The sequence below is a fragment of the Rhodococcus mengyinensis genome (assembly GCF_048381435.1).
In the GTDB taxonomy this organism is placed as follows: Bacteria; Actinomycetota; Actinomycetes; order Mycobacteriales; family Mycobacteriaceae; genus Rhodococcus_F; species Rhodococcus_F opacus_D.
Window position 1 is genome coordinate 24,280 of record NZ_JBLWIT010000105.1, and the last position, 14,213, is coordinate 38,492.

12 protein-coding genes and 1 pseudogene are annotated in these 14,213 nt (G+C 68.1%); 11 read left to right on the forward strand and 2 right to left on the reverse strand.

Annotated elements, in window-relative coordinates:
• Nucleotides 1-207: 207 nt before the first annotated feature.
• The 4 genes from ctaD (at nt 208) to yczE (ending at nt 4,877) form a co-directional block, all read left to right on the forward strand.
• A complete protein-coding gene (gene ctaD / locus ACNJ7E_RS21130) occupies nt 208-1,998 on the forward strand; it encodes an aa3-type cytochrome oxidase subunit I (RefSeq protein ID WP_011598346.1) in 1,791 nt (596 codons plus the stop codon).
• 104 nt (nt 1,999-2,102) lie between these two features.
• Nucleotides 2,103-3,323, forward strand: coding sequence for a phosphoserine phosphatase SerB (gene serB / locus ACNJ7E_RS21135; RefSeq protein ID WP_105413087.1), 1,221 nt, complete (start codon nt 2,103-2,105; stop codon nt 3,321-3,323).
• Nucleotides 3,320-4,099 carry an aminoacyl-tRNA hydrolase gene (locus ACNJ7E_RS21140; RefSeq protein WP_418340896.1) on the forward strand — a complete coding sequence of 260 codons (780 nt, stop codon included), beginning with the start codon at nt 3,320-3,322 and terminating at the stop codon, nt 4,097-4,099. The genes serB and ACNJ7E_RS21140 overlap by 4 nt, the downstream gene beginning before the upstream one ends.
• A gap of 76 nt (nt 4,100-4,175) precedes the next feature.
• Nucleotides 4,176-4,877 (forward strand): membrane protein YczE, encoded by a 702-nt coding sequence (gene yczE / locus ACNJ7E_RS44020; protein WP_489686844.1) that lies wholly within the window; start codon nt 4,176-4,178, stop codon nt 4,875-4,877.
• A gap of 17 nt (nt 4,878-4,894) precedes the next feature.
• Here the strand turns inward: yczE and glgX are convergent.
• Nucleotides 4,895-6,859: pseudogene (gene glgX / locus ACNJ7E_RS21145) on the reverse strand (glycogen debranching protein GlgX); the annotation flags it as partial.
• Between the two features lie 83 nt (nt 6,860-6,942).
• Between glgX and ACNJ7E_RS21150 the strand changes: the two are divergent.
• The 5 genes from ACNJ7E_RS21150 to ACNJ7E_RS21170 all read left to right on the forward strand — a co-directional run bounded on the left by ACNJ7E_RS21150 (nt 6,943) and on the right by ACNJ7E_RS21170 (nt 11,698).
• Nucleotides 6,943-7,767, forward strand: a complete 825-nt coding sequence (locus tag ACNJ7E_RS21150) for an ABC transporter ATP-binding protein (RefSeq protein WP_418340897.1) — start codon at nt 6,943-6,945, stop codon at nt 7,765-7,767.
• Between the two features lie 65 nt (nt 7,768-7,832).
• Nucleotides 7,833-8,675, forward strand: coding sequence for an NUDIX hydrolase (locus ACNJ7E_RS21155; protein ID WP_280781703.1), 843 nt, complete (start codon nt 7,833-7,835; stop codon nt 8,673-8,675).
• 57 nt (nt 8,676-8,732) lie between these two features.
• Nucleotides 8,733-9,512, forward strand: a complete 780-nt coding sequence (locus tag ACNJ7E_RS21160) for an enoyl-CoA hydratase/isomerase family protein (protein WP_418340898.1) — start codon at nt 8,733-8,735, stop codon at nt 9,510-9,512.
• A gap of 55 nt (nt 9,513-9,567) precedes the next feature.
• The gene (locus tag ACNJ7E_RS21165; protein WP_105413082.1) at nt 9,568-10,539 is read left to right on the forward strand and encodes a class I SAM-dependent methyltransferase; all 972 of its coding nucleotides are present in this window, start codon (nt 9,568-9,570) and stop codon (nt 10,537-10,539) included.
• Nucleotide 10,540: 1 nt separating this feature from the next.
• On the forward strand, nt 10,541-11,698 hold the full coding sequence (locus ACNJ7E_RS21170; protein ID WP_418340899.1) for a THUMP-like domain-containing protein: 1,158 nt from the start codon (nt 10,541-10,543) through the stop codon (nt 11,696-11,698).
• A 39-nt stretch (nt 11,699-11,737) separates the two neighbouring features.
• On the opposite strand, the gene ACNJ7E_RS21175 is transcribed toward ACNJ7E_RS21170, so the two are convergent.
• Nucleotides 11,738-13,045 (reverse strand): outer membrane protein assembly factor BamB family protein, encoded by a 1,308-nt coding sequence (locus tag ACNJ7E_RS21175; RefSeq protein WP_418340900.1) that lies wholly within the window; start codon nt 13,043-13,045, stop codon nt 11,738-11,740.
• A 139-nt stretch (nt 13,046-13,184) separates the two neighbouring features.
• Between ACNJ7E_RS21175 and ACNJ7E_RS21180 the strand changes: the two genes are divergently transcribed.
• Together ACNJ7E_RS21180 and ACNJ7E_RS21185 are read left to right on the forward strand one after the other, a co-directional pair.
• Nucleotides 13,185-13,928 (forward strand): acyltransferase, encoded by a 744-nt coding sequence (locus ACNJ7E_RS21180; RefSeq protein WP_009479650.1) that lies wholly within the window; start codon nt 13,185-13,187, stop codon nt 13,926-13,928.
• Nucleotides 13,929-13,953: 25 nt separating this feature from the next.
• A complete protein-coding gene (locus ACNJ7E_RS21185) occupies nt 13,954-14,211 on the forward strand; it encodes a DUF3253 domain-containing protein (protein ID WP_283354673.1) in 258 nt (85 codons plus the stop codon).
• Nucleotides 14,212-14,213 lie beyond the last annotated feature (2 nt).

Genomic DNA, 14,213 nt, shown 5'->3' on the forward strand with positions numbered 1-14,213 from the left:
GACACGCCGGACCGCGTGACAGTGAGCACTCCCCGGCGCGACAAACCGCAGGTCGCATCCGCCACAAGTCGCTCTGAGTCCGGGTAAGTACGACAGTGGGTAGGACCCAGTCGGAGGCCGCTCAGGGCACGGTCTACGATTCGATGAGCGCAAGCCAGAGACCGTTCGCCTCGCAGCCCGGGGACGGACGCGCATTCAGGAGGATCAGTGACTGCCGTAGCGCCCCAGCCAGTCCCCGCGATAGCTGCAGCCAGGCCTTACCCGCCGCGGCAGGGACCCAAGGGCTCGTTCATCTTCAAAATGATTACGACCACCGACCCCAAGGTGCTCGGAATCATGTACTTGACGACCTCGATCGCGTTCTTCCTCATCGGTGGTCTCATGGCCCTGATGATGCGCGCCGAGCTCGCTGTGCCCGGTATGCAGTTCTTGTCGAACGAGCAGTTCAACCAGCTGTTCACGATGCACGGCACGATCATGCTGCTGCTGTACGCGACGCCGATCGTGTTCGGGTTCGCCAACTACATCCTGCCGCTGCAGATCGGCGCCCCCGACGTCGCGTTCCCGCGACTCAACGCGTTCAGCTACTGGCTGTACGTGTTCGGCGCGATCATCACGACCGCCGGCTTCATCACCCCCGGCGGTGCCGCGGACTTCGGCTGGACCGCCTACACGCCCCTGACGAGTGCGCTGCACTCCCCGGGCGTCGGCGCCGACCTCTGGGTCATGGGCCTCGCGGTCGCCGGCCTCGGCACCATCCTCGGTGGTGTCAACATGATCACCACCGTCATCTGCCTGCGAGCCCCCGGCATGACCATGTTCCGCATGCCGATCTTCACGTGGAACATCTTCATCACCAGCATCCTGATTCTGCTGGCGTTCCCGCTGCTGACCGCTGCGTTCATGGGCCTGTTCGTGGACCGTCACCTCGGTGGCCACATCTTCGACCCGGCCACCGGCGGCGTACTGCTGTGGCAGCACCTGTTCTGGTTCTTCGGTCACCCCGAGGTGTACATCATCGCGCTGCCGTTCTTCGGCATCGTCTCGGAGATCTTCCCGGTCTTCAGCCGTAAGCCCGTGTTCGGTTACAGCGGCCTGGTCTACGCGACCCTGGCGATCGCCGCGCTCTCCATCGCGGTGTGGGCGCACCACATGTACGCCACCGGCGCCGTGCTGCTCCCGTACTTCTCGTTCATGACGTTCCTGATCGCCGTTCCTACGGGTGTGAAGATCTTCAACTGGATCGGAACCATGTGGAAGGGGCAGTTGACGTTCGAGTCGCCGATGCTGTTCTCCATCGGCTTCCTGATCACGTTCCTCTTCGGTGGTCTGTCCGGCGTCATCCTCGCGAGCCCGCCGCTGGACTTCCACGTCACGGACACCTACTTCGTGGTCGCCCACTTCCACTACGTGGTCTTCGGCACCGTCGTGTTCGCCACGTACGCCGGCATCTACTTCTGGTTCCCGAAGATGACCGGACGCATGATGGACGAGCGTCTCGGCAAGTGGCACTTCTGGACCACGTTCATCGGCTTCCACGGCACGTTCCTCGTCCAGCACTGGCTGGGTAACGAAGGTATGCCGCGTCGCTACGCCGACTACCTGCCCTCGGACGGCTTCACGTTCCTGAACACCTTCTCGACGATCTTCGCGTTCGTCCTGGGTGCCTCGACGCTGCCGTTCATCTGGAACGTCTTCAAGAGCTACCGGTACGGCGAGGTCGTGACCGTCGACGACCCGTGGGGTTACGGCAACTCCCTCGAGTGGGCCACCAGCTGCCCGCCGCCGCGGCACAACTTCACCGAACTGCCGCGCATCCGCTCCGAGCGTCCGGCGTTCGAGCTGCACTACCCGCACATGGTCGAGCGGATGAAGGCCGAGGCGCACGTCGGACCGGGCCACGGTGGCAAGCACGCCAGCACCGTGCTCGAGAAGGAACGCCACGAGCCGCTGACCGTCGGCGACGAAGGCGACCCCGGAACCGACACCGGCCGCTGACACATCAGTTTCGGAAAGGCCCCGCCCCCACACCGGGCGGGGCCTTTCAGTTGGCACAATGGGTGCCGGACAAGCCGCGCGAGCAACATGATCGGAGTACATCGGTGGGTGCAGCTGACACCACTGTCCTGGTGACCGTGACGGGCCCCGACCGACCCGGCGTCACCTCGGTGCTCTTCGGGTCGCTCTCCCGCCACGACGTGAGCCTTCTCGACGTGGAGCAGGTGGTGATTCGTGGGCGACTGACCCTCGGTGTCCTGGTGGCCTGCCCCGAGAACGGGGAAGCGCTGCAGGAGGAACTCGAAGAGGCGATGGCCACCGTCGGGATGTCGGTGGACGTCGAGATCGGTGCCGATCCCGGCAGGCAGTCGCTGTCCACCCACGCCGTGGTCGTGCTCGGTAGTCCGGTGTCGGCTCGCGCACTGCGTTCGGTGGCGCGGGAGATGGCGACCCTCGGGGTCAACATCGACTCGATCCGCGGCGTCGCCGACTACCCGGTGACGGGCCTCGAACTGCTCGTGAGTGCTCCCGGAACCGCGGAGGCGGACAAGAGTCTGCGCACCGTGCTGGCTGAAGTGGCCGTGCGCGAGAACGTCGACATCGCCGTCGAGCGCGGGGGACTGGCTCGTCGCGCCAAACGGCTCATCGTGTTCGACGTCGACTCGACCCTCGTCCAGGGCGAGGTCATCGAGATGCTCGCCGCCCGCGCGGGCGTCGAGGACGAGGTGCGCGCCGTCACCGAATCGGCGATGCGCGGCGAAATTGACTTCACCGAATCCCTGCATCAGCGGGTCGCGACCCTCGCCGGCCTCGACGCCTCCGTGATCGACGACGTCGCGGAAAACTTGGAACTGACACCGGGCGCCCGCACCACCATCCGGACGCTCCGCAGGCTCGGCTTCCACTGCGGCGTGGTGTCAGGAGGTTTCCGGCAGGTCATCGAGGGCCTGGCCCACGAACTGGAACTGGACTTCGTGCAGGCCAACACGCTCGAGATCGTGGACGGCAAGCTCACCGGCCGGGTGATCGGCGACATCGTGGACCGCGCCGCGAAGGCGACCGCGCTGCGGAAGTTCGCCGGACAGGTCGGCGTCCCGATGGAACAGACGGTGGCGGTCGGCGACGGCGCCAACGACATCGACATGCTCAACGCGGCAGGGCTGGGAATCGCGTTCAACGCCAAGCCCGCTCTGCGGGAGGTCGCGGACACCGCTTTGTCGCACCCCTTCCTCGACGCCGTGTTGTTCATTCTCGGGGTCACCCGCGACGAGGTCGAGGCCGCCGACGCGGTGGACGGCGTGGTGCGACGAGTCCCGCTGTCGTGACGGAATCGTGCCGCGACGCGGTTGCCGGGGAGACCGGTGACGACGCCCTGTGGGTGGCGCGTCACGCCGTCCTCGCGGCCGGATACGGCGGCCGGCCGGATCCGGACGACCCGGCGCAGGTTCTCGCCATGCCGATCGTGCTGCACATTCCCAAGGCCGACCCCCCGCCGCGTAGCGCCCTGCTCGAAGCTGCCGCGACCGCGGCGGTGGCGTTGTGCCTCGACTCTCGCGTCGGCCCCGACGAGACCGGCGCGCCCGGACCGTGGCAGGAGGATTACCTCGCCTGGATCGGGTCCCGGATCCGCAAGGTGTCGCGGCGTGCGCGGGGAGCGGGGTGGCGTGCGGCGCAGGAGGTCGACGGAATCACCGTCGACGTCGACGGTGCCCAGGCGCGCGCACTCGTGCCCGTCGCCGTCGGCGCACTCGACCCCCGCATCCGGAAGTTGCAGATCGGCGGCACCGATCTCGACCACGACGACCCCGGGGAGATCCCGGACGGGATTCCGGTGCTGTGGATCAACTCCGCCCTGGACATGACGGTGGGGAAGGCCGCGGCGCAGGTGGGTCACGCGTCGATGCTGCTCGCCGGTGCAATGACCACCGAGCAGGCACGCGCGTGGGCGGCCACCGGCTACCGCTGCGCCGTGCGGGATGCCGACGTCGGACTGTGGGAAGACCTGACCATCGAGGTGGTGCGGGGCAGGGCGGTCGCGGTGCGGGACGCCGGTTTCACCGAGGTGGCTCCCGGATCGATGACCGTGATCGCCTGCCCCTGAGCGTCGACGCATCGTCGGTCCAGTGCCTGTGTCGTGGCTATGGGATGCGGCAGGATTTCCCGGAACACTGACGGTCATGCTCGCTCGACGCCTGATCGCATTGCTCGCCGGACTGTGGCTGTACGGCTTCTCGATGGCCATGATGATCACCACCGGCCTCGGCCTCGACCCCTGGGATGTGTTCCATCAGGGGGTCGCGGATCGCACACCACTCAGTTTCGGTGCGGTGACCGCGCTGACCGGTGTCGTGGTGCTCGCACTGTGGATCCCGATCCGTCAGAAACCGGGATTCGGCACGATCGCCAACGTCGTGGTCATCGCCGTCTCGGTGGACACGTCGCTCGCGTTCCTCGAACCCGCCGACTCCCTTGTCGTGCGCATCGTGGTGATGCTCGGCGGCGTGGTCCTCAACGCGCTCGCCACCGTGCTGTACATCGGTGCGAGGATGGGTCCCGGACCGAGGGACGGTCTCATGACCGGTCTGGTCGCGCGGACCGGGCTGTCGGTGCGGGTGATCCGCACGTCGATCGAGGTGACCGTGCTGGCCACCGGCTGGTCGCTCGGCGGCACCGTCGGGGTGGGCACCGTCGTCTACGCGCTGGGAATCGGCCCGCTCATCCAGCTGATGATGCGCTTCGGCGGCATCTACCCGACCGCACGGAAGACGAGCAGCGTCGGACCGGACAGTGCGATCGTGGAGTCTCCCGAGATCGGGCCGCCCGGCGCGGGTGCGCCGTCGGGCGATGTCGAGTCGAATTCGGCGAGCACCGTCCCGTAGAACCATTCGGGGCAGCCCAGCGTGATCACGGCGGGTCCGCCCGAGTGGAAGACGAGAAGCCAACTGTCGTCGGTGAGCTGGTGCCCGTCTTCGGTGTGGGAGCGGATGTCGGATCCGTCGATCCACGCCTGGAGGGTGCGCCTGGAGTCGTCGTACCACGCGGGGTCGTCCATCTCCGCGCCGTCGGCGCCGAACCACACGAGGTCGGGATGGCCGGTGGGTGTGCGCCTGCCCTCGAAGAATTCCGGCTGGCGCAGGGCGGGGGAGGCGCGCCGCAGGTCGAGGGCGCGGGTGACGAACGCGGTGAGGGTCGTGTCCCCGGTGCTCCAGTCGAGCGGCCAGGAGTCTTCACGCGGGGTGTCCTCGGGGACACAGTACGCGTTGTTGTTGCCGCCGAGGGTGTGACCGAATTCGTCGCCGGCAGTGAACATCGGCGTGCCGGTCGACAGCGCGAGCGTGGCCAGGAGCGCACGGACGTGGCGGGACCGCGTCTCGATGATCGACGGATCGTCGGTGGGGCCTTCGACGCCGTGGTCGACGGAGTCGTTGTGATCGGCGCCGTCCCGATTGTCCTCGCCGTTGGCCTCGTTGTGCTTGCGGACGTACGACACGAGGTCCGCGGCGGTGAACCCGTCATGCGCGGTCACGAAATTGACGGACGCCCACGGCCGCCGGTTTCCGAACACGTCCTCGGAACCGGCCACCCGGGAGGCGAGGTCGCGCACCCCGGTGCCGCCGTTCCAGAACCGTCGAACGGTATTGCGGTACTTGTCGTTCCATTCCGACCACTGGACGCCGAAGTGCCCGACCCGGTATCCGTCCGACGTGGCATCCCACGGTTCGGCGATCAGTTTGCACCGGGAGAGAACGGGATCCGCCGTGATCGCGGAGAAGATCGAAGCGCGGGAATCGAATCGGCCGCCGCCGGGACGGCCGAGAGCGGACGCGAGGTCGAACCGGAATCCGTCGACCCCCATCTCGTGCGCCCAGTAGCGCAGGCTGTCGCCGATCATCCGGACGACGATGGGCGACTGTGCATCGACGGTGTTCCCGCAACCGGTGATATCGATGTCGCGGCCGTCGGAGTCGAGGAGGTAGTAGCCGGGGGCGTCGAGGCCGCGCCAGCTGAGGCTGATGCCGTCGACGCCCTGCTCGCAGGTGTGGTTGTACACCACGTCGAGGATGACCTCGATCCCCGCGGCGTGCAGCGCGTCGACCATCGTGTGGAACTCGGTGATCTCCTCACCCGGCACCACCGCATAGCCCGGGTGGGGGGCGAAGAACGCCGCGGTGGAGTATCCCCAGTGGTTGCGCATGCCCCGCGCGCGCACGGTGGCCTCGGAGACGTACGCCTGGACGGGAAGCAGTTCGACCGCGGTCACGCCGAGGCGGACGAGATGGCCGACGACGGCGGGTTCGGCGAGACCCAGATACGTTCCGCGGTACTGCGGCGGCACGTCGGGGTGCCGTGCGGTGAACGATCCCACGTGAAGTTCGTAGACAACGGTTTCCTCCCACGGCCTTTCGATCCGCGGTCCGCTCGTGCGGGCGTGGTCGGCCGTGACCACCGACAACGGTGTGTGGCCCAGGCTGTCGACGCGCGACGGGCCGCCGAACGGGTCGCCGTCGTGGGAGACGAGTGCGTCGTGGTCGCCGAGTCTGCCCGTGATGCGGGTCGCCCACGGATCCAGAAGCAGCTTGGCGGGATTGAGGCGCACGCCGCGTCCGGGGTCCCAGCGTCCGTGCGCGCGGTAGCCGTAGCGTTGTCCCGCACCGACCCCCTCGACGATGCCGTGCCAGATGCCGTACGTTCGCTGGACCAGATCGATCCGCGTCTCGTCGCCATCCTCAGAAATCAGGCACACCTGTACCAGTTCGGCGTCGGGAGCGTGAACCGCGAACTGCGTTCCGGTGCCACGCACTTTCGCTCCCAGGGGAAACGGTGATCCGGGCAGCCGCAGACTCGGCGGGAGCGACGACATCTCGCCGGGGTGCGAATCGATGTGAGGCGACACGCAACTGATCCTGCCGTGAATGCCCGGAAGATGTGCGGGAAGATGGGTGCGTGCATGAACCTGATCCTGATCTCCTCATCGAATTCGACGACGTTCTCCTCCGCCGCGGGGGCAACACTCTGGTGGGCCCGGTCACCTGGAAGGTGGAACTCGACGAACGATGGGTCGTCCTCGGACCGAACGGGGCAGGCAAGACGTCGTTGCTCCGGATCGCGGCCGCCGAACTGCATCCCACGAGCGGAAGCGCCTACCTTCTCGGTGAAAGGCTCGGCCGCGTCGACATCAACGAACTGCGACCGCGAATCGGACTGTCCTCCTCGGCGCTCGCCAACCGGGTGCCGTCCGATGAGGTTGTGACCGATCTCGTCGTCTCCGCCGGCTACGCGGTGCTCGGGCGCTGGCGTGAGCGCTACGACGACATGGACACCGACCGTGCCGTCGAGATGCTCGAGAGCCTCGGCGCCGAGCACCTCGCCAAGCGCACGTACGGCACCCTGTCCGAGGGTGAGCGCAAACGCGTCCTCATCGCCCGTGCGCTGATGACCGACCCGGAACTGCTGCTGCTCGACGAGCCCGCCGCCGGTCTCGACCTCGGTGGACGCGAGGAACTCGTCGCGCGCCTCACCGACCTCGCCGCCGACCCCGACGCCCCCGCGACGGTCCTCATCACCCACCACGTCGAGGAGATCCCGCCGGGATTCACTCATGCACTGCTCCTCAAGGAGGGGGAGGTGGTCTCGCAGGGGCTCCTCGATCAGGTCATCACGGCAGAGAACCTCAGCGAGGCGTTCAGCCAGTCCATCAGCCTGGACAAGGTCGACGGCCGGTTCTTCGCGCGGCGGACCCGCGTCCCCGGCGCGCACCGGCGGGGCTGAGGACCGGCCGTCACACCGGGGGACCGACTGCGACCCCCGTCACCCGGCGGCGTAGGTTCCGAGACATGGTCTCGAAGCAAGAGCAGGCGCCCCGCGACAGTACCGACGTGGCACCCAAGGACGCGTCCACGGTCATCCTCATCCGTGACGCCGAGGCAGACGTCGCGGCGCCCGGAATCGAGGTGTTCCTCCTCCGCCGGGTGAAGGGGATGGCGTTCGCCGGCGGCATGACGGTGTTCCCCGGCGGCGGCGTCGACCCGTCGGACGCGGACGCCGAGGTCGACTGGGCGGGACCGTCCGTCGACTGGTGGGCCGGCCGGTTCTCCACCGACGCCGCGCGCGCGAAGGCACTCGTGTGCGCGGCGGTGCGCGAGACGTTCGAGGAATGCGGCGTGCTCCTCGCGGGACCGAGCGCGGACACGGTCGTCGCGGACACGTCCCGTTACGCGCGGTCGCGCACACAACTCGAGAAGCGCGAACTGTCGTTCAGTGACTTCCTGAAGCGCGAGAACCTGGTCCTGCGCGCCGACCTGCTGCGGCCCTGGGCCAACTGGATCACCCCGGTCGGCGAGGGCCGCCGCTACGACACGCGGTTCTTCGTCGCCGCCGCACCGCACGGCCAGATCGCGGACGGTGCGACGTCCGAGGCCGAGGACGTGCAGTGGCAGAGTCCGGCCGCGGCGCTCGCGCACTGGCAGGGCGGCGGAAGCATCCTGCTGCCGCCGACGTGGAGTCAGCTCACGGCGCTCAGCGCGTTCGGCTCGGTCGCGGACGTGCTGGCCGCGGAGCCGGAGATCCCGGTGATCCTGCCGACGCTGATCACGGACGAGGAGCAACTCCGCGTGGAGTTCCCGGGACAGGACGGCTACTACGAAGCCGGTCCGCATCCGTGGGCGTCCCGCGACTGATCGCGATGCGGCGGGCCGCGAAACCGGGTCGGAGGCAGACAAGTAGCCTTTTGCCTCATGGCTGAGTTTGTCACCCTCGAGGTATCCGAAGGCATCGGCACGATCCGGCTCGCGCGCCCCCCGATGAACGCCCTGAGCCGTCAGGTTCAGCAGGAGTTGCGGGCAGCGGCGCGGGAGGCGACCGTCAACGCCGACGTGAAGGCCGTCATCGTCTACGGCGGCGAGAAGGTCTTCGCTGCGGGCGCGGACGTGAAGGAAATGTCCGAGATGAACTTCGGGCAGATGTCCGACGTGATCGGCGACCTGCAGTCCGACCTCGCGGCGGTCTCCGAGATCCCGAAGCCCACCGTCGCCGCCATCACGGGGTATGCGCTCGGCGGCGGCCTGGAGGTCGCGTTGTCGGCGGACCGGCGCATCGCGGGCGACAATGCCAAGCTCGGTGTACCGGAGATCCTGCTCGGCATCATTCCCGGCGGCGGCGGCACCCAGCGTCTCGCCCGGCTGATCGGACCGTCCAAGGCCAAGGATCTGCTGTTCACCGGCCGGTTCGTCGACGCCGAGGAGGCCCTGTCGATCGGGCTGGTCGACGAGGTCGTGGCGCCGGACGACGTGTACGAGGCGTCCCGCACGTGGGCGTCGCAGTTCACGAAGGGGGCGGGCCGCGCCCTCGCCGCGGCGAAGGCCGCCGTCGACCGTGGGCTGGACGTCGACCTCACGACAGGGCTCGCGGTGGAGCGTCAGCTGTTCACCTCGCTGTTCGCCACCCAGGACCGCACGATCGGGATGGAATCGTTCATCGAGAACGGTCCAGGTAAGGCTCGGTTCACGGGCGAGTAGTCTGGAGCCCGAAACTAGAACCTGTTCACTCTTACCAGCGAGTAGGATTTGCCGCATGACTGCAAGCGCCCATGACGACCCAGCTCCTCATCCGCACGCCACCGCCGAAGAGGTAGAGGCTGCGCTGAAGGACACCAAACTCGCCCAGGTGCTCTACCACGACTGGGAAGCCGAGACGTACGACGAGAAGTGGTCGATCTCGTACGACGAGCGGTGCATCGACTACGCGCGCGGACGTTTCGACGCCGTCGCGGGCGATCAGCCGCTGCCCTACGAGCGGGCGCTCGAACTGGGCTGCGGCACCGGATTCTTCCTCCTCAACCTGATGCAGGGTGGAGTCGCGAAGACCGGTTCGGTCACCGACCTGTCGCCCGGCATGGTGAAGGTCGCCCTCCGCAACGCCGAGGGCCTGGGATTGTCCGTCGACGGCCGCGTCGCCGACGCCGAAACCATCCCGTACGAGGACGACACGTTCGACCTCGTCGTGGGACATGCGGTCCTGCATCACATCCCGGACGTGGAGCAGTCGCTGCGCGAGGTTCTGCGCGTCCTGAAGCCGGGCGGGCGTTTCGTCTTCGCCGGTGAGCCGACCACGATCGGCAACTTCTACGCCCGCTGGCTGGGTCGCGCGACGTGGGAGGTCACCACCCGGGTCACCAAGTTGCCGTTCCTCGCCGACTGGCGTCGCCCGCAGGCGGAACTGGACGAGTCCTCCCGCGCGGCTGCGCTCGAGGCCGTCGTCGACCTCCACACGTTCGATCCGGGCGACCTCGAGAAGATCGCGAAGTCGGCAGGCGCCGAGCAGGTTCACGCGGCCACCGAGGAATTCGCCGCCGCTCTGCTCGGCTGGCCCGTCCGCACGTTCGAGGCCGCCGTACCCCCGGAGAAGCTGGGCTGGGGCTGGGGGCGTTTCGCGTTCACCGGATGGAAAACGCTCAGCTGGGTCGACGAGAAGGTTCTCCGGCACGTGGTGCCGCGGGGATTCTTCTACAACGTCATGATCACCGGCGTGAAGCCCGGCAACTGAATTGGGCTATGCGTTCACTCTCGGGGACGTGGAGTTCCTGCAGAGCCCGGACGGGGCAGCCGCTCTCGCGGAAGTGGATGGCTTCGCATTGACCACGTCTACGCGCCTGGCCGACATCGGCCGGGCGCGTACGCGTTTCGGCTCACACGTGGCATTGCTGGTGGAGACCGTGCTGTTGCGGCGGAAGGCAGCCGCCAAACTTCCCGGCACCGAAAACTGGTTCTTCACGGACGATGCTCTGCAACAGGCGACGCCGCGTGCGGTCGCCGCGCATCGTGCGATCCGGCTGAAGGACCGGGACGTCCACGACGTCACGTGCTCCATCGGTGCCGAACTGGACGCGGTGGTCGGGACGGCCGCGACGGTGATCGGCAGCGACCTCGACCCGGTCCGGCTCCTGATGGCGCAGCACAACGTTCCCGCGGCGGCCGTCGTCCGCGCCGATGCGCTCGTCCCGTGCACCCGCGGCACCGTCGTGCTCGCGGATCCGGCGCGACGGTCCGGCGGCAGGCGAACACACGACCCGGCCGCGCTGGAGCCGCCGCTGCCGGATCTGATCGACGCGTACCGCGGACGGGATCTCGCGGTGAAATGCGCTCCCGGACTTGATTTCGACCGGCTCGGCTGGGACGGCGAGGTGGAGGTGGTGTCGCTCGACGGCGGCGTGCGGGAGGCGTGCCTGTGGTCGCCGGGGCTGTCCGGAGCCGGTATCACCCGCCGGGCGAGCGTCCTCGGCTCCGACGGCAGCGCGTGGACGGTGACGGACGCCGAGGACGACGACATCCCCGAACGCGCGCCGGGGGAATGGATCGTCGACCCCGACGGGGCCGTCGTGCGTGCCGGCCTGGTGCGGCACTACGCGGCCCGGCACGGACTGTGGCAGCTGGATCCCCGGATCGCCTATCTCACCGGCGATTCGGTTCCGGACGGTGTGCGGGGCTTCCGCATTCTCGAGCAGGTGAAGTATTCGGAGAAGTCGCTGCGGCAGGACCTGGCGCGCCACGACTGCGGGGTGGCGGAAATCCTCGTGCGCGGCGTCGACGTCGATCCCGCGGTCCTGCGTCCGAAGTTGAAGTTGCGCGGAACTCGTTCGCTCAGTGTGGTGATCACGCGGATCGGCCGCGCAGGCGTCGCGTTCATCTGCGCTTCGCGCCCGTGAGTACTTCTCAACCGCCGGACGTTGACAAGTACTCACGGGTCAGCGGAGGACGAACAGCTCCCCGAGCAGTGTCGGCGTCAGGACTTCACCCTTCGGCCCGACGGACGTGCCGACCGTGAAGCCCTTCGCCCCGGGCAGGGCCTCCTGGTCGAGGGTTTCGCCGGTCCCGGTGTCGAACGTGAGCATCGCCAGCCCGTCCGTACCCTCGCGGACCACCGCGTAACCGGTCGACCCGGCTGTCTGCGCCGGGACGCCCAGCTGCAGCAGATCCTTCCGCTCCCAGACCAGTTCGGCGTGATCGCCCTTGTCCTGCAACGCCAGGAGGTGACCGTCGAGTCCGCCGGCGGGGATGATCAGACCGTCCGCGGACGTCGACGGGCTACCGGCAGCGGCGTACCCGATGTCGTAGCTCCACTTCGCATCACCGGTCGCGGAATCGATCGCCCACAACGTGCCCCAGTTGTCGTTGGTGTAGACGACGGAGCCGTCGGCCGACAAGTCGGGGCTGGACGCGCTACCGCCCGGCAGCGCATCGCTGGTCCATTCCTGGGTGATGGCGGGGTTGTCGCCGCCGGAGTACTTCATCGAGACGAGTTCCGCCGCGGGAGCGCCGGGCGCAAAGAACGTGAAGTAGAACTTGCCCGACTCGAGGTCGATCGCCGGCATGTTTGCGACCGGGCAGTCGGGTGCGCCGAAGAAGCAGCCGCTGAGACCCTTGTCGTCGGGCAGGATGTCGACGTTCGCGCCCTCGGCGACGGACGGCGGTGGGACGAGGTCGTACGGTGCCACGACCTTCTGACCGGTCTGCGTGTTCACGACGTTGATCTGGCCGAGCTGGGTGATGAAGAGGAGATTGCCGTCGCCGGTGAACTGCGCCGACAGCGGCGTCCCGACCACCGGTGTGCGCCAACGCAGCTGGCCGTACTCGTTGAACGAGTTGATGGCACCGTTCTCGCCCACGTACACGTTGGCGGCGCCGTCGACGATCGGCGTGGAGGCCACGACACCCGGCGCGAGCTGACGGCACCAGCGTTTGCGGCCGCTGTCCATCTGGTAGGAGAAGAGGTTGCAGCCCTTCTCGGTGCGGGCCGTGATGAAGATCTGGCCGCTGGCGGCCACCGATGCGTAATTCGCCACCGGACCGCCGAGCGGACGCGACCAGGCGAAGGAGAGGTCGCGGGAACCGGTGACGGGGCTGGTGTCGCTGTTGCGGGCGTCGGCGTGCATGCCGGGCCACCCGCCTGCGGAGAAGATGTCGTCGACCTGCGTTCCGCTGCTGCAGCCGCTGAGGACGACAGCCGAGATCGTCGCCAGCGCCAGTACTGACGAACGTAGGACCCGCCGCATTACTTCTCCTCGTCTTCGATAACGCTCGGCCCAGAGACTATCCCGCCGAGGCTGCACCGATCGGCACACCCCGATGCGGGTGTCGGAGTCCGGACACACCCGAACGAGGGCGCGAGCCGTGAACGTAGGCTGACAGGCTATGACGAGCATGTGGGGCGCACCGTTGCGTACGAGGTGGCGAGGATCCCGGCGGAGCGACAGCGAGCAGGCCCGCTTCCTGACACGCGACTCGCTGCGCTGGGTGCTGGCGAACAAGGCGTACACGCCGTGGTACCTGGTGCGGTACTACCGGCTCGCGAAGTTCAAGCTGGCCAACCCGCACGTGATCCTGCGTGGCATGGTGTTCCTCGGCAAGCGGGTGGAGATCCATTCGACCCCCGACCTGTCGCGGCTCGAGATCGGCCGCTGGGTACACATCGGCGACGGCAATGCGATCCGCTGCCACGAGGGTTCGCTGCGCATCGGCGACAAGGTGGTCTTCGGCAAGGACAACGTCGTCAACACGTACCTCGACATCGAGATCGGCGCGTCGACGCTCGTGGCGGACTGGTGCTACATCACCGACTTCGATCACCGCATGGACGACGTGAACGTTCCGATCAAGGATCAGGGCATCGTGAAGGGCCCGGTCCGCATCGGACCCGACACGTGGGTGGCGGCCAAGGTCACGGTTCTCCGCAACACGCGGGTGGGGCGAGGCTGTGTCCTCGGCGCGCATGCCGTCGTGAAGGGTGACATCCCGGACTTCAGCATCGCCGTCGGTTCGCCGGCCAAGGCCGTGAAGAACCGCAAGGCCGAGTGGGAGGCGGGCGCGTCCGAACGCGCGAAGTACATCGCCGCCCTCGAGGACATCGCCCGGAAGAAGGCGGCGCAGGAGAACTGACCGCCGCGGTGGCATAGTCGGCGTCATGGCCGTGTCGGACAGGGAACTCGAGGAGCGCATCCGGGCGCTCCTCGATGCCCGAGCCGACAGTGCGAGCATCTGCCCGTCGGACGTCGCGCGCGCCGTCGCCCCGGACGACTGGCGGCCCCTGATGGAACCGGTGCGGGAGGCCGCCCGGCGCCTGGCCGACGCCGGGGAGGTCGAGGTCACCCGGAAAGGTGCCGTGGTGGATCCGCGATCGGCACGGGGGCCGATCCGGATCCGGTGGGCCCGCACGGACTGAGG

Excerpts from the sequence above, each read along its gene's own strand:
- yczE (WP_489686844.1), top strand. The coding sequence starts at position 4,176 with ATGCTCGCTCGACGCCTGATCGCATTGCTCGCCGGACTGTGGCTGTAC.
- ACNJ7E_RS21155 (WP_280781703.1), top strand. The coding sequence starts at position 7,833 with ATGGTCTCGAAGCAAGAGCAGGCGCCCCGCGACAGTACCGACGTGGCA.
- ACNJ7E_RS21160 (WP_418340898.1), top strand. The coding sequence starts at position 8,733 with ATGGCTGAGTTTGTCACCCTCGAGGTATCCGAAGGCATCGGCACGATC.
- ACNJ7E_RS21165 (WP_105413082.1), top strand. The coding sequence starts at position 9,568 with ATGACTGCAAGCGCCCATGACGACCCAGCTCCTCATCCGCACGCCACC.
- ACNJ7E_RS21175 (WP_418340900.1), bottom strand. The coding sequence starts at position 13,045 with ATGCGGCGGGTCCTACGTTCGTCAGTACTGGCGCTGGCGACGATCTCG.
- ACNJ7E_RS21180 (WP_009479650.1), top strand. The coding sequence starts at position 13,185 with ATGACGAGCATGTGGGGCGCACCGTTGCGTACGAGGTGGCGAGGATCC.
- ACNJ7E_RS21185 (WP_283354673.1), top strand. The coding sequence starts at position 13,954 with ATGGCCGTGTCGGACAGGGAACTCGAGGAGCGCATCCGGGCGCTCCTC.